The sequence below is a fragment of the Leptothoe sp. LEGE 181152 genome, assembly GCF_032906605.1.
Classification (GTDB): Bacteria; Cyanobacteriota; Cyanobacteriia; order Phormidesmidales; family Phormidesmidaceae; genus Leptothoe; species Leptothoe turfae.
The window spans coordinates 30569-49714 of sequence record NZ_JASATU010000035.1 but is presented as its reverse complement, the minus strand read 5'-3'; the positions used below and the strand labels follow the sequence as shown (position 1 = coordinate 49714).

18 protein-coding genes are annotated in these 19146 nt (G+C 48.7%); 11 read left to right on the top strand and 7 right to left on the bottom strand.

Annotated elements, in window-relative coordinates; genetic code table 11:
• Positions 1-265 precede the first annotated feature (265 nt).
• Positions 266-982: a DUF8623 domain-containing protein gene (locus tag QGP82_RS19675; protein WP_250564682.1), complete on the top strand. Its 717-nt coding sequence runs from the start codon at positions 266-268 to the stop codon at positions 980-982.
• Between the two features lie 13 nt (positions 983-995).
• On the opposite strand, the gene QGP82_RS19670 is transcribed toward QGP82_RS19675, so the two are convergent.
• Complete coding sequence (locus QGP82_RS19670) at positions 996-1382, bottom strand: pentapeptide repeat-containing protein (protein ID WP_006516967.1); 387 nt, start codon at positions 1380-1382, stop codon at positions 996-998.
• 164 nt (positions 1383-1546) lie between these two features.
• The gene (locus QGP82_RS19665) at positions 1547-2038 is read right to left on the bottom strand and encodes a peptidoglycan-binding domain-containing protein (protein ID WP_163659973.1); all 492 of its coding nucleotides are present in this window, start codon (positions 2036-2038) and stop codon (positions 1547-1549) included.
• 250 nt (positions 2039-2288) lie between these two features.
• Here QGP82_RS19665 and QGP82_RS19660 point away from each other — a divergent pair, with 250 nt between their 5' ends.
• Positions 2289-2903: an RNA polymerase sigma factor gene (locus tag QGP82_RS19660; protein WP_163659971.1), complete on the top strand. Its 615-nt coding sequence runs from the start codon at positions 2289-2291 to the stop codon at positions 2901-2903.
• Between the two features lie 100 nt (positions 2904-3003).
• On the opposite strand, the gene QGP82_RS19655 is transcribed toward QGP82_RS19660, so the two are convergent.
• Complete coding sequence (locus QGP82_RS19655) at positions 3004-6393, bottom strand: response regulator (protein WP_499060741.1); 3390 nt, start codon at positions 6391-6393, stop codon at positions 3004-3006.
• An 81-nt stretch (positions 6394-6474) separates the two neighbouring features.
• On the opposite strand from QGP82_RS19655, the gene QGP82_RS19650 reads away from it, so the two are divergent.
• The 3 genes from QGP82_RS19650 (at position 6475) to QGP82_RS19640 (ending at position 8067) form a co-directional block, all read left to right on the top strand.
• The gene (locus QGP82_RS19650; RefSeq protein WP_499060740.1) at positions 6475-6603 is read left to right on the top strand and encodes a hypothetical protein; all 129 of its coding nucleotides are present in this window, start codon (positions 6475-6477) and stop codon (positions 6601-6603) included.
• Complete coding sequence (locus tag QGP82_RS19645; protein WP_163659967.1) at positions 6590-7135, top strand: GNAT family N-acetyltransferase; 546 nt, start codon at positions 6590-6592, stop codon at positions 7133-7135. The genes QGP82_RS19650 and QGP82_RS19645 overlap by 14 nt, the downstream gene beginning before the upstream one ends.
• Before the next feature lie 296 nt (positions 7136-7431).
• Positions 7432-8067, top strand: coding sequence for a hypothetical protein (locus QGP82_RS19640; protein WP_250564681.1), 636 nt, complete (start codon positions 7432-7434; stop codon positions 8065-8067).
• Here QGP82_RS19640 and QGP82_RS19635 read toward each other — a convergent pair.
• Positions 8050-9180, bottom strand: a complete 1131-nt coding sequence (locus tag QGP82_RS19635; RefSeq protein ID WP_163659965.1) for a histidinol-phosphate transaminase — start codon at positions 9178-9180, stop codon at positions 8050-8052. The genes QGP82_RS19640 and QGP82_RS19635 overlap by 18 nt on opposite strands.
• Before the next feature lie 98 nt (positions 9181-9278).
• Positions 9279-9905 (bottom strand): YqiA/YcfP family alpha/beta fold hydrolase, encoded by a 627-nt coding sequence (locus QGP82_RS19630; protein WP_163659963.1) that lies wholly within the window; start codon positions 9903-9905, stop codon positions 9279-9281.
• A gap of 75 nt (positions 9906-9980) precedes the next feature.
• On the opposite strand from QGP82_RS19630, the gene leuB reads away from it, so the two are divergent.
• The 6 genes from leuB (at position 9981) to QGP82_RS19600 (ending at position 15477) form a co-directional block, all read left to right on the top strand.
• Positions 9981-11060, top strand: a complete 1080-nt coding sequence (gene leuB, locus QGP82_RS19625) for a 3-isopropylmalate dehydrogenase (RefSeq protein WP_163659960.1) — start codon at positions 9981-9983, stop codon at positions 11058-11060.
• Between the two features lie 242 nt (positions 11061-11302).
• A complete protein-coding gene (locus QGP82_RS19620) occupies positions 11303-11560 on the top strand; it encodes a hypothetical protein (RefSeq protein WP_006516958.1) in 258 nt (85 codons plus the stop codon).
• On the top strand, positions 11561-12376 hold the full coding sequence (locus QGP82_RS19615) for a prepilin peptidase (protein ID WP_163659958.1): 816 nt from the start codon (positions 11561-11563) through the stop codon (positions 12374-12376).
• Positions 12377-12467: 91 nt separating this feature from the next.
• Positions 12468-13406 (top strand): acetyl-CoA carboxylase, carboxyltransferase subunit beta, encoded by a 939-nt coding sequence (accD, locus tag QGP82_RS19610; RefSeq protein WP_490793161.1) that lies wholly within the window; start codon positions 12468-12470, stop codon positions 13404-13406.
• Between the two features lie 240 nt (positions 13407-13646).
• Positions 13647-14162 carry a photosystem II cytochrome c-550 gene (psbV, locus tag QGP82_RS19605; RefSeq protein WP_006516955.1) on the top strand — a complete coding sequence of 172 codons (516 nt, stop codon included), beginning with the start codon at positions 13647-13649 and terminating at the stop codon, positions 14160-14162.
• Between the two features lie 172 nt (positions 14163-14334).
• Positions 14335-15477 (top strand): extracellular solute-binding protein, encoded by a 1143-nt coding sequence (locus tag QGP82_RS19600; RefSeq protein WP_163659956.1) that lies wholly within the window; start codon positions 14335-14337, stop codon positions 15475-15477.
• On the opposite strand, the gene QGP82_RS19595 is transcribed toward QGP82_RS19600, so the two are convergent.
• Both QGP82_RS19595 and QGP82_RS19590 read right to left on the bottom strand, forming a co-directional pair.
• Entirely contained in the window at positions 15474-16142 is a 669-nt protein-coding gene (locus tag QGP82_RS19595; protein ID WP_163698686.1) for a hypothetical protein, read from the bottom strand. The two genes, QGP82_RS19600 and QGP82_RS19595, sit on opposite strands and share 4 nt — an antisense overlap.
• Positions 16143-16221: 79 nt before the next feature.
• A complete protein-coding gene (locus QGP82_RS19590) occupies positions 16222-18924 on the bottom strand; it encodes a TIGR03960 family B12-binding radical SAM protein (protein ID WP_499060739.1) in 2703 nt (900 codons plus the stop codon).
• Positions 18925-19146 lie beyond the last annotated feature (222 nt).

The window sequence follows — 19146 nt, the reverse complement described above, 5'->3', positions numbered from 1 at the left end:
CCTGAATAATTAGGCTTTATAACTGTTTCTAGATTGGGACTTGAGTTTAGGGGTATGTTTAGCAATAACTTAGCCAGGAGCTATTATCCGCTGAATCGGCACCAATGGGTCAGCGATTGCAATTGCACAGACTGAGCCAGTCGGCTCTAAGATAATGCCTTTTGCTTAATTTGACCAACCTCAATTGTCACAGATACTACTATCGAGGACTTTACATATGATTCACCCTTGCCACTGGTCGTTATGTTCACTGGGTGTGCTAGGGATGAGTGTATTTGGCTTGACTGCCCAAGCAGCTCCTCCAGAAACCGCACCAGCAGCTTTGACTACTGCCCTAGAGCAGATTGAATCTGCTTCTAATGAGCGAGATATAGATGGGGTGATGGAATTTTATGCCGACAGTTTTACAAATAATGACGGCTTTACCTATGCCACCCTTGAAACAACGCTACCGCAGCTATGGGAACGCTACGAGACTCTTAATTATCGGGTAGAACTGCAGTCATGGGAAGAAGTTGATGGTGGCTATGTTGCTGAGACCGTCACCTATATTGATGGCACGCAGACCATGCCTCGGCGTCTAAGCCTGGAGTCGGTCATTCACTCTCGCCAGCAGTTTACGGGAAATAAAATTACATCCCAAGAAATTTTATCTGAGCGTAACCAGCTCAGTTCTAGTGCCACATCCCCTGAGATTGTGGTGATTTTGCCGGAGCGTGTACAGCCAGGTGAAAGTTATGGATTTGATGCCATTGTTCAAGAACCCTTAGGCGAGCGTTATTTGCTAGGTGCAGCGTTAGATGAGGGGACCACACAAGAAGATTTCTTTACGCCACGACCCCTGGATCTAGAACTGTTATCGGCCGGTGGTTTATTTAAGCTCGGTGATGCTCCCACCGATGACGATAACCTATGGGTTTCGGGGCTACTGATTCGTGAAGACGGTCTGATTGTAGTTACCCGGCGTCTGCGGGTAGAGTAGTCGCGTCTGCCGTCTAATGCAGATGTAGCGGACTACCATCTGGAGCCACCGCACCCCAAACATTACTGTCCACAAAAACAGTATCGATAATCGTTGCCCCGCTCAGGTCAGCTGCTCGGAGGTCAGCTTTATGTAGCCTGGCGGTTGTCAAGTTAGCGCGCCGCAGGTTAGCTCGATGTAAATGAGCCTGGGTCAAATTAGCCTTTGTCAAGTTAACATCGCGCAAAATTGCCCATTCCAAATCGGTGCCTACTAAAGAGGCCTCACTTAAAATGCTGTAACTGAGATCAATCTCAGGCAGCTGTAAGTGGCTTAAGTCACATCCACTCAAGTCCAAGCCGTGAAATATGCGCTCACCCTGTTCGTAACGTTTGATTAAACATTGAATGTTCGATTGCATCGTGATATTCATCAAAGAAGTCTAGTAGGCTTACTCATCTACTAGTGATGACATCCGTGTATATGTGACCGGTCAGTGTAGTGGTCAATACAGTGATTGGGTCAGTGAGCTAAGGCTGGCTAAAGTGGAAAACACCTTGCTGTGAGAGAAATATAGCGGTTTTCTTAATATGCTATATCCGGGGTATGGATAGGTAAGGGGTGTGGCAGTTGCCCGTGCTGTTCGCAACATTGCTTCATGGCAGCTTGGGTGGATTGTCCCATCACCCCATCAATGGCTCCGTTATAACAACCGTGTTTGTGAAGATATTGCTGTAGAGTTTTGCATTGGGATTTTTGCAGACGCTGGGCTAAATCCTGGAACGCTTCGTTTAGCCATGCTTCATTCAGGCATGTCTGCAATTTTTGCTGCTGGTCAGTAATATCGTTTTCATCAATCCAACTCTGTAAGTGAGCCAGCATATGATCAGCTTCATCAATGAGAAAGCTAATGAGTGGATTTGTTTCGGCAGTTGCCAAAATGGTATCCAAACGATCTGCATCGTTTTTGTTGAGAGCAGGCTGCACAGACAACTGACAATAGGTGTGGATCAAATCGCGATGCAGCTGAGATTGATCGTTAATACCGAGATTGCGAGGACTGGAGTAGCTAAACATGGGATGGTCTCCATTGCAGTTATTGGGTGAGTCGCTAAGGGGTTAGTGGCTGGGGGTGTGATCATGTGACATCCAATTTCAGAGGGTTGCTCGATTCGCCGAAATCAGTACAACAAATGACAGTTTCCGGTATGTGCCTTTACCTATTTCTGAACAATTGTAGGCACAATGCGGAATGTCACGGAGGTAAGCTGTTCTTCACTATTAAGAGGAATCATCAACTCATAACAGGATCACCTGGCTCATTGGTATGCCTGACCAACCTGACTTGCCTTCTGACTTGCCTTTATTGGATGTTTTGGATCTTGCCCTTTCAGAAATTTTAGGTAGCGGCAATTCCTATGCTTATTCCACCTTGGCTACAGTACGTCGTCATCTTTTTCAGTTTCGACTGATGCACCAGTTCGAGCCCTATGAGATTTTATTTGAGGCTTATTTGCGGGGCAAGGCCCGTCAGCGCAGTGGTGAAGTTATCTACAATCCCCATGCTTGGTTAAAGCGCACCGCTTTTAATATTGTGCGTGAGAAAAGTCGTCATGCCCAGCGACAGGCATCCCAAAGCTACGATGATATTGAGTATCGCATCAGTGCGGAGCCTGAATATGTCTTGGAGTCTATCGATCTGAGTCACGAGATTGATTTGCTTTACAAAGCCCTTAGGGCACTATCCCGCGAGGATGACCATACGGCTCAACTCTTAGTGTGGCGAACGATTGAGCAGCTGTCATGGGAGCAAATCACTAGCCGTCTAGTGGAACTTGGGGACACAGATATTCCTAACCAAGCCACCCTACGCAAACGGGTATCACGGGCAAAAAAGCGTATGCGACATATTATGCACAGTTACGGCTTGCCGACAGGGTAAACGGTTGACGTTGAACTTACGGTTTGGGAATTTGTTGTAGAAGCGTTACCTGGAATGCCTCTACAACAAATAATTTTTGGCCCTTGTAAAATTCTGATATCTAAGAACTCAACAGTCCTTCTGAAAGCTTTGTTTTCACATTAAAGGTCAGAACCGTTTCATCAATTCCCTTCAGCTGTAGCGGACTAAATTTAACGATTTCTTGTTCATCGAGGTAGTCGGCGACAGCGGCAGATACGAGAATGCTTTCACCATCGGCGGCTTCCTGTAGACGTGCGGCAATGTTGACGCTGGGGCCAATGGCTGTGTAGTCAGTTCTGTGGGCGCTGCCAAACATGCCAACTACGGCAGTACCCTGATGAATACCGCAGCGAAATTTCACTGATGGAACGCCCTGTTGGCTCCAGCGTTGATTGAGGTCTTCTAGGGCCTTATACATTTGGCGAGCAGCTGCGATCGCACGCATGACCTGTTCATTAGGGCTCAAGCGTTCTGGAGCACCAAATAGGGCCAGAACCGCATCACCCATAAACTTATCCACGGTGCCACCATTGGCAAAAATGGCATGGGTCATGACCTCAAAATATTCATTGAGTAATTCGGCAACCCGCCGCGATCTCAATGTGTTCGACAACTGAGTAAATCCTACAATATCGCTGAATAACACCGTTACGAGACGGGGTTCGGGTTTGAGATTCAGTTGTAGGTCACCATGGGCTGCCTTTTTGACCAAAGAAGCCGGTAAAAATCGCTTAAGTACCGATTCGGTCAGGTACTGATTGAGTTCTGCGATCCGATGTTCATTGGCTTTAAGCGCTAAGAGATTATGCACCTCTGCCAGCAATTCGCGGTCCTTAAACGGTTTTGATATGTAAGCATCTGCACCTTGCTCAACGCCCTCTAGTCGCGTGTCGTCATCGACTTTGGCGGTGAGTAAAATAATCGGCGTACCTTGTAGAGCTGCATCCAGACGTACTTGCTGAATCAGTTCTATGCCTGAGACTTGGGGCATCATCAGGTCAGTAATAATCAGATGCGGCTGCCGTTTGCGGGCTATCTCCAATCCAGTGGCTCCGTTGTCAGCGGTGCTGATGCCATATCCCCGACGTTTCAAGATGCTAGCCACATAGCTGCGCAAGTCAGGATTGTCATCAACCACAAGGATATGAATGTTTTTGTCCAGTGCTGGTGGGTTGGCTTGGGAGAGGTCTATGGACTGAGGCTGGGCTGCCTTTGGTCTCTGAACCTCTGCTGCTGCTGTATCGACAACTTGGTTGTGGAGATCCGCTAGCTCAACTGCGGCGCGGCGTGGCTCCAGTGTGCGGAAGGTTTTGCTGACACGATCAACGGGTAAATGGTCAGCTCCCATGGGGAGTTCGATCGTAAACATAGTGCCTGCTCCATAGGTGGAGGAAACTCGCACCTGTCCACCGTGGAGCTCCACTAACTCTTTCACGAGCGCCAAGCCAAGCCCTGTACCTTCATGGGTGCGGCTAGCAGAGCCGTCAGCCTGTTGGAATCGTTCAAATATGTGGGGTAGCTGCTCTTTACGAATACCAATGCCGGTGTCTTCGATTTCAAGATAGCAGCGGTTTTCAAAGGTATTGAGGGTGATTTGAATGGAGCCTTCTGCTGGTGTGAATTTCACAGCGTTAGACAGGATGTTATAAAGCACCTTGTCAAATTTTTCGAGGTCGAGATAGACCGATGAACATGGTTGGATTTGAGTGGTGAGAGTAATGTGTTTGCGATCGCAATAAGCCTGAAATGACTCAGCCACACTTTTTATCACCTGGTCAAAGTCACAGGGATAGAACGTAGCCTGCATCTGCCCAGCATCAAGACGCTGGAGATCAAGTAATTGGTTGACGAGGCGCAGTAACCGTCGTGAATTACGCAGGGCAATAACCGACTGATCAAAGGGCAAGCCTGTGCCGTTTTCTACGGCTGATTCTAAAGGCCCAATGGTGAGGGTGAGGGGGGTGCGAAACTCGTGGGAAATGTTCTGAAAAAATGTCGTCTTTTGTTTGTCTAATGCCAGCAATTGCTCCGCCTGTTGACGAGTCGTTTGATATAACCGTGCCTGCTGCACTGCAATGGCCGCTTGATTGGCAACTGCCTGAGCCAAATTGATTTCTTCCATATGCCATTGGCGAGGCTGGCTCTGACGCAGACTGATACTGCCAATAATCTGGCCATCCGTAATTAGAGGCACTACCAGTAATGCAGTTGCCTGGGATTGGATCGATAGGTGCTCGGGAGTATGGGCTGTGGCCTTGGATAAATCATCAAAGACTACGGGAGAGCGACTGACTAAGAGCTCTTGCAAGATTGGATTTTCGCTAATTTTGGCCTGGGACTTAGGCAGGGTCAAAATTTTGGTCTGTTGGGCGTCGTAAAGCCCTACACAGTCTACGTAGTCATCGTCTTGGGTCCATAAGGAAATAGTACAGCCATCAGTTTCCAGGGCCTGCCCTAGTTTTTGCGTAATGGCCGAAAAGATTTGTTTGGGTTCCAAACTACTGTGGATGGCCTGGGTGATGGTGTTGATTAACACTTCCCGTTGGGCCAGGGCTTGTACCCGCTCGTGGGTCCATGCTTGAGCCAGAGCCAATGCCGCTTGAGCCACCAGGGTACCTAGTAACTTAAGCTTCTCTGGTTGCCAATGATTAGGCTGCTGACAGTGATGTAATGCCAGGATTGCCAGAGGTTCGCGTTTGCTCGTTAGAGGGATAAGAACAGTGGAGTAAGGCGCTAAGAGTTGATACACCTTGTGATCCGGAATGTCTGGCGCTGTGAAGATTTGCAGGCTATCCGTATCAATAGCGGTATCTGTTAGTGTTTGGTCATCTAATGGCGCAGCTGAATCTGCCTGATAGGTCCAATAGTTTTGTATTTGGTTAGGGAGGTTATACAAAGGGCGAAGTGCACAGTAGTCAGCTGCAAAGGCTGAGCCCAACATGCGAGGGATTACCTGCAACATCTCTTCGGAGGTTTCAGCACTGTGAATAGTGCGGGTAATTTCGTTTAGCAGGGTTTCTTGCTCAACGATGCGATCCAGCTCTCGTGTTCTGGCGATGAGGATAGAATGAGTTTCGATCGCTTGCTGAACAACGACCCTTAAATCTTTTTCTTCCCAAGGCTTAGTAATGTATTTGAATACTTTGCCTGTATTGATGGCATCCACCAGATCTTCCACATCGGTGTAGCCGGTCAGCATGATGCGGATCGTGTTGGGATAATGCTGGGCAACTTGGAGCAGCAGGTCTGTGCCACTCATATAAGGCATGCGCTGGTCTGAGATGATCGCTGCAGTATCTGGGTTCTGGGCTAAACTCTCTAATGCGGCGTGACCACTCTCTGCCCGTAGTATCTGAAATTCTCGATGGAACGTTCGATGAAACAGGTCTAAATTGTCAGGTTCATCGTCGACGACTAAGATCTTGGGTTTTGTGGTGTGGGCTTGTCGATTGCTGGTTGGACTGGACATGCACCCTATGGTTTCTCTAATCGACTGTGGGTATTGAATAACTGCAGAAATGTAGTGCGCCCTGGGACCACGGTTCCAACCATGGATAAAATCAACGAAAAATCAACTAAGACACCCATCAATTACGATGTGGGCATTACCTGGTTGAATGGTCCTATCACCCATCCAGAGTACCCTAGCGAGCAAGCTGCTCACCATGTCCAGACTTAACTGGGACAGAGTCCATACTCTGCCTCAAGACTATTGGCTAAGGCCTGCTTATCCCGAAGATTTATCTCAACTAGTGGAGTTACTCCTAACCAGCTTCTATCCTCAACATCGTTGTAATCGATGGTTGTACCCATTGATGCGTATGGGTATTCAAGAAGATATCAAGCGCCGTCTGAAGCACTCGTCTAATCAGTATGGCTGCCTGGTCGTCATTGATAAGTCTGCTGGGGCTGCAATTGTTGGGACGGTGGAAATCTCATTGCGATCGCAACTATGGCAACCACTACAGCCCCGTCGTCCATATATCGCCAATGTTGCTGTCGAACGGCAACATCGGCGTCGTGGCCTCGCTCAGCAAATGCTCCTAGCCTGTGAATACATTGGCAAAAACTGGGGATGTCAGCAACTTTACCTACATGTTGCTACTGATAATCCGCCAGCGATTGCCTTGTATCACAAAATTGGCTATCAGCTTCATAGTCAGCATCCATGGCAGCGAAAGCAAATGATGGTTAAAGAACTGTTTCACTAATGAGCATTTAACTACTACAAATAGCAATTTCTTAGAGAATATTAAAAACGTTGTTATGTAAGTATGTTCAAGAGTTTTAACGCACTTTGGATACAGTGTTTGTCGCCCCTCATACCGTGAAATTATCCATATCCTCCTGATAAATATTATTTTTTATGTAGTGAGTATGAGGAGGGACTGGTAACTATCAAAGACTGGATAAAACTCGTCTGATTTCCTGCACGAAAGTGATCGTGTTCGTATCAAATAAGAGTAATTAGTCTGGATTACCTTACCCCCCAGGTAGACGCTCTAAAATGATGGATGCTCAATCCAATCCACCTTCACTCTACTCATCTTCGGTCAAACGATTTGGCCGAAGAAAACATCCCCATATTTTTAATGTGCAAGCGAAACCGTCCTCGGGCAATGCTATGCATCTAGAAGATAGTACGGTAAAGTGGTGGGCTGAGCGAGCTAAGCAGCCTCTCGGTTCAAGTTCTAATGTGCCTGTGAATGAAACGCTAGCTGTTGACAGTCTGCTCAAAAAAATAAATCGTGGCGATTTACTGGTCGTCAATAGTCGTCGTCGCAACGGCCTGATTATTTTTCGAGAGTTTTATGCTGAATTTGCCGGCCCTGGTGCAGCAGTGGGTGGTGACTTTGACCAAGGCTGCCATAAGATTATTCCGCTGGGTAACCTGTCGCTGGTTGAGCCCGATGATCATGAAGAGCATCAAAAAGCTTTAAAAATCCGCCTACAGTGGATTCGTCTCACCCAGAATTTCACGGATCAGCCGCGCTCTACTGACCGGGCTCAAATGATTTTGGACCAATTCAAAACTTATTTTGATAAGAGCACTATCGACAACGTGCCTAATGAAGCCTTTGCCCTGATGGTAGGAGTTTTACCTCAAACGGTGAGGCGAGTGCGCCTAGGCATGGGCGGTTAACGGTTCACTAATAGCCTCCAAGTTTTTTCGTGTCCGCTGATTTTCCTCAGGTGTGCCCAGGCTAATCCGTAAACCCCCTCCGGTATAACGAATTAAGGTTCCTTGCTGACGCAAAGTGCCGAAGATATGCTGCAGACCTTCGGCTTGGGACATCCCCAACTGAGATCGACCCTGCTCACTTAAACGGCAATAGATAAAGTTTGCTGCACTAGGCCATAGGGTTAGTATCGGTTGCTGTTTGAGCCAGTCGACCATTGTCTGACGTTCTGCAATGGTGACCTGTACAGCGGCTAGAAGTGATGCTCGATGGACCAAAGCTGCCAATGCTGCTGCCTGGGAAAAACTGGGCAGATTGTAGGGCAATCGAACTTTTTCAAGCGCTTCTATCAGAGCTGGTTGAGCGACTGCATAGCCAACTCGATGGGCTGCCAAACGAAAAGCCTTAGAAAAGGTTCTCAACACAACCCAATTGCTACGACTGAGGCTATCGGCGACAAGGGTGTGCCCGCTGAATTCAAAATAGGCTTCGTCAATAACCACCAGAACATCGTTAGGTAACTGTCGGAGCCATGCAATTTCCTCTGTGGTTAAAGGATTGGCGGTAGGGGAGTTGGGATGCACCATGAACACGACTCGGATAGCGTGTTGCTCCATAGCAGTTTGGGCTTTCTCTAAATTGATGCAGAAGTTCTCTCGACGACCGACATCTATAACCGGAATGCCTAAGGTTTGAGCCAAGATCCCGTACATGGAAAATGTGGGGCTGGCGACCAAAATAGACCCGTTACCAAGGGCGGCTGCAATCAGTAATGACCGGATCAGTTCATCGGACCCGTTCCCTACTGAGATGTTGTTCTCCGCCACCATTACTGACTCTGCACTCGATTCTGCGACATAGTTGGCAATGGCTTGCTTTAGAGCTGTATGCCCACCATCTGGATAGCGATTGGCGGCAATAGCTTGCTGGTAAGACGCCGCTAGGGATGCTTTGACGTCATCAGGTAGATCAATTGGGCTCTCATTCGTGTCGAGCTGATCATAGGGCTTTGGCATTGGGGGGTGTGGCTTATAAGCCTTGAGATTAGCCAAATCAGCACGCAAGAAAGGCAGCATGGAAAAACCTATGGATTGCAGACTTTTTATTGTGCCATTTTTGCTGATCAAAGCGATTGGTCCTCTTCATCGGCAACGGCTTACAGTGCATAAATGGTTTACAGTGCACAGAAATCCTGAATGGCGATCCAAATATCTTCCATTGCATCGGCCATACCATGGTCAGTATCTAAAGACTGTAGGGTGACCCAAGGGCGATGTTGTGCATAGAGTCGGCTGGCATCCTCAGCAATGACCTCATCTCGTTGGCCGTGAAGAATGAGAGTAGGGATCGACTTTTTAAGTTGACTATCTGGGTAGCGTTGAGCATCGGTTAAAAAGTCGTAGTGCAATTGCTGCTGGGTATCTAGACCATAGTGATATATCGATAGCCAGCCGTTCGATTTCCAGTTGTTTAGTTGTTCTGTGCCCAGTTTGGGTAACCACTGGTGCAAAAATTGAAAGGCGGGGGCCAGCAAAATGAGCCGTTCAACGCAGGTAGATTGCTGGGTGACCCATGCTGCTACGATACCCCCTAAACTTGACCCGATCAGGATGGTAGGCCCGTGCAGCTGTTGGGTAACTTGATGGATTTGGCGAGTGAGGGTGAGATGGCTAAAATCCCCCTGGTTTAGGTCCAGTAACTGGAGGTCAATATTGTGGGTTTGCAAACGCGATCGTAACCATGTTCCTTTAAAGGACTGTGGCCCCGATGCAAACCCATGAAGATAGATGTAGTCAACCACGACCCGATCGTTTCCAGTGCTATGCCATGCTTACAATATGATGTTCGATCACCCAAGATCTCGACTTAAGTCTCCATGACCCAGCAGTTTCGTATTACCCTTCTTCCCGGTGATGGCATTGGGCCTGAAATTACAGCCGTTGCAGTTGATGTCCTCCAGGCCGTTGGTGCCAAATTAGATATTCAGTTTAACTTTACCGAAGTGCCTATTGGTGGCTGTGCCATTGATGCTACCGGTGGTCCGCTTCCAGACGAAACCCTTGATACCTGTCGGCAAAGTGATGCGGTCTTGCTAGCGGCGATCGGAGGATACAAGTGGGATTCTTTGCCCCGTGCACAACGGCCAGAAACGGGTTTGCTGGGATTGCGAGCAGGGTTGCAGTTGTTTGCTAATTTACGACCAGCGGCGATTTTGCCCCAACTCATTGATGCTTCTTCCCTCAAGCATGAGGTGATAGAAGGGGTAGACATTATGGTGGTGCGCGAATTGACTGGTGGCATCTACTTTGGTCAACCCAGAGGGGTGTTTGACGCTGATGGCGATCAGCGGGGGGTAAATACCATGGCCTACGCAGGTGCCGAGATTGATCGCATTGGTCGGGTTGCATTTGAAGCTGCTCAAAAACGCCAGGGCCGCCTATGCTCAGTAGATAAGGCGAATGTGCTGGAGGTGTCGCAGCTATGGCGCGATCGCATCACTGCTTTATCCAGTGACTACAGCGACGTGGAACTCTCCCATATGTATGTAGATAACGCGGCGATGCAACTCCTGCGCTGGCCCAAACAATTTGACACCATCGTTACCGGCAATTTATTTGGTGATATTCTCTCGGATGCGGCGGCGATGCTCACTGGCAGTATTGGCATGTTGCCGTCTGCTAGTCTGGGGGCTTCAGGACCTGGTGTGTTTGAGCCGGTGCATGGCTCAGCTCCTGATATTGCTGGGCAAGATAAGGCCAATCCCTTGGCCCAGGTGCTCAGTGCTGCCATGATGCTGCGCTACGGTTTAAGCCAACCCCAAGCCGCTGACATGATTGAAACTGCCGTAGATACCGTGCTCACTCAGGGCTATCGCACAGGCGATATTATGGCCGAAGGAATGACCGCTGTTGGCTGTAAGGCGATGGGTGATGCTCTGCTGCACGCCTTAGTTTAGCCATGATTGAAAAATCCTGGCACAATCCATAGATGATAGCTAGTATTGTTGTACTGAATAGTGGCAGGGCTGTTTCTATTAGCAGACATAGGGTATCTTCAGCAAATGAATTGCTGAATTCGTTATAAATTCAGGTCAGTTCCATCACATACGTACTATCGAGCTAGAGGGAGTATTCAGTCGTGTCATCTTTACAGCGACCAGAGTACAGTAGCCATGGTGAGGCGGCAGTGCACCCCAGCGTGGCAGCAACCGGGCTGAGCCGTAGCCCGCTGAACTTAAGGTCTCCATCGTCAATGTTAGACCCCGCACTATTGCGGGCTGCCCGTCACATTTATCGCACCTACTATGAGGTGCATCCTGAGGTGGTAGAGCGTCCCATTGGTGTGGCCATTGGCCGCACTACCCGCCGTGGCAAGCTTATCTTTGGTCCTAAGCCTGTGCTGTTGCCCCACGAGAGCTTTATCCCTTTAACTCAATTGGAGCCCGGCTTGCACTAGATGCTAGACAGCCTGGTCATCTATTTATTTGTCTTTGTTCTAGGGGCTTCCATTGGGAGTTTTCTGAACGTTGTTATTTATCGGTTGCCAGCTGGAATCTCACTCCTGTCCCCGCCCTCTCGCTGTCCCCGCTGTTTCACCCGTCTAAAGCTCTATGACAATGTGCCAGTGGTGGGCTGGTTGTGGCTGCGTGGACGCTGTCGATATTGTCGAGCGTCGATCCCGATGCGATATCCCCTGGTGGAGTTGATGAGTGGTCTGCTGTATATCGCTCTATTTCTCAGATTTGGTTGGAACCTCGAAACGCCTATTTATTGGGGTTTAACCACCTGGCTAGTGGCGCTCACTTTAATTGACATTGATACGCTCACGCTGCCTAATGCATTGACGATGTCAGGTGTGTGTCTAGGCTGGCTAGCTCAAGTACTGTTGGCAACTGGGCAAACTCCTGAGCAAACTGTGGCCTCAGCTTTGGTCGCCAGTGTTGGCGCTAGTATTTTGGGTCTGTGGTTATTTGATGGCATCAGTTTGCTCGGGGCCGTTGCGGTTGGTAAGACGGTGATGGGTGGGGGCGATGGCAAGCTGGCAGCTATGTTAGGAGCCTGGTTAGGTTGGCAGGGATTATTGCTGAGTATGCTACTGGCTTCGTTTATGGGTGCCATGAGTGGTGGGCTGGGGATAGCGTTGGGGGTACTAGATCGTCGCCAACCTATTCCCTTCGGACCATTTTTAGCCTTCGGTGCAGGAATTAGCGTATTTTTTGGGAATGCATTGATACAGGCCTATTTGGGGCTTTTTTTTGAAGGCCATTTGTAATCTATGGCAACAAGAAAATCTCTATGGACTATTCCAGGGGGGTGGGCGAGCCGGTAGGATTGGAGAACGCTATGTATCGAGAACAGGGTCTATGTCCCTCTTTGACTGGTTTGCAAACCGTAAGAAAGAAAGCCCCATTAGCCAAGATCGTCAGGAACGCGAAATTGCCGATGGTTTATGGACTAAGTGTGATCAGTGTGGGGTGCTGACTTACACCAAGGATTTGCGGGCTAACCAGATGGTTTGTCCGGAATGTGACTATCATTACCGTGTCTTTAGTGATGAGCGGATCGTACAGCTGATCGATACAGATACTTGGCAACCTCTGAATGAGCAAATTGAACCTAAGGATCCCTTGCGATTTCGCGATCGCAAAGCCTATAGTGATCGGCTGCGCGATATGCAGAGCAAGACCAATCTCAACGATGGTGTGCAAACCGGTGTTGGTCAGATCAACGGCGAAGGAATTGCCTTGGGCGTTATGGACTTTCGCTTTATGGGCGGTAGCATGGGCTCAGTTGTCGGTGAAAAGATTGCCCGTTTAATTGAGCATGCGACTGCGGCGCAGTTACCTGTAGTGATTGTCTGCGCCTCAGGCGGGGCGCGTATGCAAGAAGGCATGTTAAGCCTCATGCAGATGGCTAAAATTTCAGCTGCCTTGGAACGTCATCGTGACAGCCGTTTACTCTACATGCCAATTCTGACCCATCCCACTACAGGAGGTGTGACGGCCAGTTTTGCCATGTTGGGCGACATTATCTTGGCTGAGCCAAAAGCGACCATTGGTTTTGCAGGGCGTCGTGTGGTGGAACAGACATTGAGAGAAAAGCTACCGGACGACTTTCAAACGGCAGAATATCTCCTTAAGCATGGATTTATCGATAAAATTGTGCCGCGTACCCAGCTAAAAGACACCATTGCGCAGCTGATTCGCTTACATAAATTGCCTGTAGCGTCTGCCTCGCTGAGTCATGTATCACTCGATAGAGTTGCCAATGGTCACCTTGTGCCGATCAAACCGGTTATATAGTCAAGCTTTTAACTGTCTTGGGAATTGACCCTATCGGTGGCATGATAGGTATTAACTATTGGCTACCTGAAATAAATTTTGTCCACGTCCACACCTATAGTTTTCCATTGCAGGAGCTGTAGATTACAACTTGGACGTTATTTATCAGATAGCTGCAAATCGCGAGCTTAGCCTGATTATTGGGCTTATGGCTTTGTGCTGTGTTGCGTCTTTTACGGGCGATCCATTTCGAGGAGAATCATGTTGAAAAAGTGCATTTGGCTGGTGGTCGCGGCTGTTTTTCTTGTCGGTAACCTATTTGTAGGTGGCAACGCGATGGCGGCTGAGCTGGATGAAAATATCCGTACCATTCCCCTGAATGAGCAGGGTGACACAGTTGTGCTTTCCCTAGAGCAGGTTTCCCAGGGCCGGAGAAAGTTTAATTACGCCTGTGCAACTTGTCATGTGCAAGGTATCACCAAGACCAATCCAAACGTTGGTTTAGAACCTGAAGCTCTAGAAGGTGCTTATCCCAATCGTAACAATCTAGAAGCTCTAGTTGATTATTTGCATAACCCAACTACCTATGATGGGTTGACTGAAATTTCTGAGCTACACCCCAGTACCCAGAGTACTGATATCTTCCCGAAGATGCGAAGCCTGACTGAAGACGACTTGGTTTCCATTGCCGGTTACATTCTGCTACAACCCAAGGTCATGGGTGATATGTGGGGTGCTGGTAAGATCCGGTTTTCTGCACCTGCTACTTTTGACTAATTTTTGAGTGGGTTCTTTGTTAGGGCCTTTGTTATTAAACCGTGATAAGAGGGTGAGGTTGTCAAACCTTGTCCTCTTTTTTGCGATCGCAAGATTCGCAATTTTTTAGTGTTCTACATTGGATGGTGTTCACCTATTAAGCTAGGTTAGATAGGCAGTTTCGCAAAGCACGATGGTAAAACGACGCACGGTAATGTTGGGATTGCTGGGGTTAGGGACTGCTGTTGCCAGTTGTCGTTCCAGTGCGTCTGCCTCCTTAAAAGTAAAAGTGCTGGCTCGATCGGTGCCCGCTCAAGTCTTAAAAGCCTTTAGTCGGGACACACTAACTCACTTTGAGTCTGAGCTTAATCTCATTGATATTTATCAACAGTTGCAGTGGTGGCAGGCTCGTTCCCCAATGACTCCCCCCCTGTGGCGACGGTTGATTCCCATCGGTCACTCATCCAGCCAAGATGCAACAAAGCCCCCACCCGTGGGGGCTCATCTTGTGACCTTGAGCGATCCTTGGCTAGAGCATGCAATTCGTCAGGACTTAATTCAACCATTACCAGACTTTCCCTTGGCCTATGCCTTGCCTGAGCCCTGGCAAAAATTGCTGCGCCGTGATCGTGAGGGGTACTCCAGTGAGCGCGGTAAGCTCTGGGCTGTTCCCTATCGCACCCAAGGATTGATGATTGCTTATCAAAAGCCCATCTTTCAAACCAACACCAATAATAAGCCCATTACCAAATGGGCAGATCTGTGGCGGCCTGAATTAGCCGGGCGCATTGCGATGCCCAATCAACCTAGACTGGCAATTGCCATTGTCCTAAAAGCACTCCGATATTCCGTCAATGATGAAGCCGCATTGCTTCGAGATGATGTTCAAGAGCAGCTGCTGGCCCTTTATCGACAGGTTAAAGTGTTTGATTCTCAGGCGTATTTAAAGGCCCTGGTGAATGAAGATGTTTGGCTGGCGGTGGGGTGGAGCGGTGATATTTTAGCGACGCTAGTACGCTATCGACGGCTAGGTGCTGTTCATCCTCAAGAAGGAACGGTGTTAACGAGTGATTTGTGGGTTGCTCCGACTAACGCAAAACTTACGGAAGAGGCCCAAGCTTGGATGGAGTTTTGCTGGCAGATGCCGATTGCGACTGAAATTTCTGTGTCTAGCTATGGGGTGTCTCCATCATTTTTCTTGCCGGATGTGAAGGTGCCTGAACAGCTATCTCAGCAGACGCTATTGGTACCCGGTCATGGAGAGGTTCTGTTGCCGCTATCAAGACGTGGGCAAACAAATATAGAAACATTATTGAGCGTTGAGGCCGAGGGTTAAAGCTGCCGTCTACCGCGGATTGCGCCCTGGCCAAAATAGTTCAGCTCGACAACGCATTGTGGTGTGTAAGTTGCTTCATTAGTTGCGGCGTTTCTGTCCGAAAAATCACATACATGTAACCCGACCAAGCGATTTCCAGTGAATACCCTCAGCTGATAGCCGTAATCCTTAGTGCTTTCTCCAAACTGATTGATGAGTGAATATCGTTCTAGATAATTTAATAATGGCCAAAGCTGACCGTTGACGATGATATCCACATGGGGGGTAGATCCCTCGGTCTGGATGCTGGCTCCGCTGTCTAGGTTAGTGTTTCCATAGGCTCTCCAGCTATCAATTAGGCGGCTGTTGATAGCTTCTCCTACTACCTGCTGCTGCCACCACAAACTCGGAATTGAAAAATGTTCAGGGGATGGATTGTCGTCAGTTGCGATCGCGCCATCATCTGTCCGGGGCTCTTGGCCATTGAGCTGACACATGGCCTCTAAATCTTCTGCCAGTAATACCCGAGGAGACTGTGTGTTGTCCGTTGAGCTATCTTCTGTTCTAGGGCGCTCAGCACTAAGCTGACAGTCTATGCGCTGCACTGCTGCTGATTGTGCCACAGCATAAGGCCCAGGCAACAATAGATACAGGCTTGAAATCGCTGACCACACCATAAGTTTCATGTCTAGCACATTCCAATTCTTAGATGTACAGACGTTGCATGTAACGTCTCTCCACGGATTTTACTAATGGCTTGAGCTTTTACGTCAGAATTAACTGTTGGCGATGCACATGGCCTAATACTAACGAAGAAGCGGTTGTATCTTCCTGTTGTCGTTCTAACATACGCAGCATCTGCTCAGGACGCAGCATATTGCCATCATTCCGGCAGCTGCCTACATATCGAATAACCACATCCCCTGTAGTCGTTAGCTTATGAATAACCCTGCTGGGCAAATGAGAGGGTAGAGTCCCAACTAATTCTACGGTATGCAATCGTTCTCTGAGGTTGATTTGCTTGACCTTGCCTGACTTTGTTGTATGGGTATCAATAATTTCGTCTGTGGCTAGGATGTGATCAATCAAAGCCTGCCAATTCAAAGCTTGCCCTTCCTGTTGCGTGGTGATAGCTAGTAAATAGTCAGCTTGGTTGAGGGCTTTAGTGGCTGATGGAGCTTTGATATCGACTTCCTTAACGTCATAAATAGGCAGGCTATCTGATAGCTGTACCTGTAGCCGCTGTCTAAAATCAGTACGGTCCATTTGCTCAGTCAGTTCGAAGTCAACTACTTCTCCTGTGCTGGTTGCGCCAAGGGATAGAGCATTTGCTGGAGCAATACGGGGGCCAGGATGGTAGCCTCCTGTAAACGAAATTGGCAGAGCAGCTCGTCTGACAGCCCGGTCAAGCATTCTGGCCAAATCCAAGTGGCCAATGAGTGCCATGTCCCCTAGTTTGCCGAGAGTCACACGCAGCCGTTGCACCCGCTCAGATTTGGGCTTGCTATGGCCCTCGAAGGAAGGAATCGGTAAGGGTGGAATAACAATGTTATGGCCGAAGTCAGTGCCACACACGCCGCAATGGGAGCAGCCTTCAAAGGAACAATCAGGCACGATGGCTGCTGCCATTGCGCGGCGAAGGTCATCTTGCAGCCAAGTTTTATCAATGCCTGTATCTAGATGGTCCCAAGGCAGTGGAGCATCCATTGCCACTTGCCAACGATGCAGATTCTCTACTTGAGTCGCATTCTCTGCTTGATCTACACTCTCGTTTTCTAAAGACTCTCCCAGATTCCATTCTCCCTGCTCAACCTGGCGATACTTCCAGGTGAGGCCAGCATCCTCAATGGCTTGAGTCCAAGCATTAAAAGCTCGTTCTAGGCTCTCCCACCAGGCATCCATACCTGCCCCCAGCTCCCAGGCTCGACGGACCACCTTCGACAGTCGTCGATCACCTCGGCCCACAAAGTCTTCCATGGCCGAAATACGCACATCGGTGAAGTTGACCTTGACTCCACGAATTGACCGAAATGTTTCCCGAAGCATGGCTTGTTTCCGTTCAAACTCGCTAGTAGAAACAGAATGCCACTGAAAGGGAGTATGGGGCTTGGGGGTGAAATTAGAAACCGTAATGTTGAAATTCAAAGACCTCCGGCCTTTGATACGACATTCCCGTCGCAGCCATTGGATAGTTTCAGCAATGCCTAGCACATCGACATCTGTTTCCCCTGGCAGACCAATCATGAAGTACAGTTTTACCTTGTCCCAGCCCTGCTCATGGGCAGTTTTAACGCCGCGCAGGAGTTCCTCATTAGTCAGGCCTTTGTTAATAATGTCCCGCATGCGCTGTGTGCCTGCTTCTGGGGCAAAGGTGAGGCCAGTTTTGCGGGTGCCACCGACTATGTGAGCGATATTTTCATCAAATCGGTCGACTCGCTGACTGGGTAAAGACAGGGACACATTGTCGTTTTTAAGTCGATTTTTCACTTCGACACCTACTGCAGGCAGCGCCAAATAGTCTGAGCAGCTGAGAGAAAGTAGGGAAAATTCGTTGTAGCCTGTTGCCCGCATCCCCCGTTCAATAGTGTCGATTACCTCTTCAGGCGCAACATCACGGGCCGGTCGTGTCAGCATTCCTGGTTGGCAAAAACGGCAGCCCCGGGTACAGCCCCGGCGAATTTCAATGGTGAGCCGATCGTGGACAGTTTGCACATGGGGTACTAACCCGATGGAATAGTCGGGAATCGGGGTGGCGACTCGACGGAGAATGCGCTTAGGGACATCCTCTCGATTGGGATGTACTGAGCCATCATCGGCCATGTCGTAAAACTGGGGCACATAGACTCCTGGCACCTGGGCCAGATCTAGCAAGATCTCTTGTCGAGTCATTCCTGCTGTTTTGCCTTCTTCAAGTACTAAACCAATTTCTGGCAATAGCTCTTCGCCATCTCCCAAGGCGATAAAGTCAAAAAAGTCGGCGTAGGGTTCAGGGTTAGACGTGGCGGTTTGGCCACCTGCAAAAATCATGGGCCAGCTAGATTCGTTCCAGAGACCATCGCTATTGCGCTCTTGCCAAGTAAGAGGAATCCCTGCCAGGGTCAACATTTCCAAAATATTGGTGGCACCCAGTTCATAACTGAGGCTAAAGCCCAAAATATCAAAATCGGTCAGTGGTCGACGGGACTCAACAGCAAACAGAGATGTGTCGGTTTCTGTCAGCTTTTGTACCAAGTCTGAACCAGGAAGATAGGCGCGATCGCAGAGCTGTCGAGGCTGCTGATTGATAATGCTGTAGAGAATGATATGGCCCAGATTTGAGGCCCCTACCTCATAGACTTCTGGATACGTTAAAACCCATCGGATTGTAGCTGTTTCCCATGGTTTATTAACTGCTCCTAACTCATTACCTAAATAACGGGCAGGACGAGCAATATCTGGAGTAATCAGTTGGTCTACAGCAATAGCCACGGCAATGGAAAAAGCAACTCAGACCTAAACTATAACTGATTCTTAAGTGCTGCGAATGTTGTGCCTTGGTGGGTAGAGCGCTAACTAGAAGCACAGCCAATTCATAATAGCGAGGCGACGGTCAACATGTTGACCGTCGCCTCGCCAGCGATATTTATAAATTTGTGCGGTCCTGCATTATCAATCAGCTATGTATCAAGACCGAAGGGAACAAGAATAATT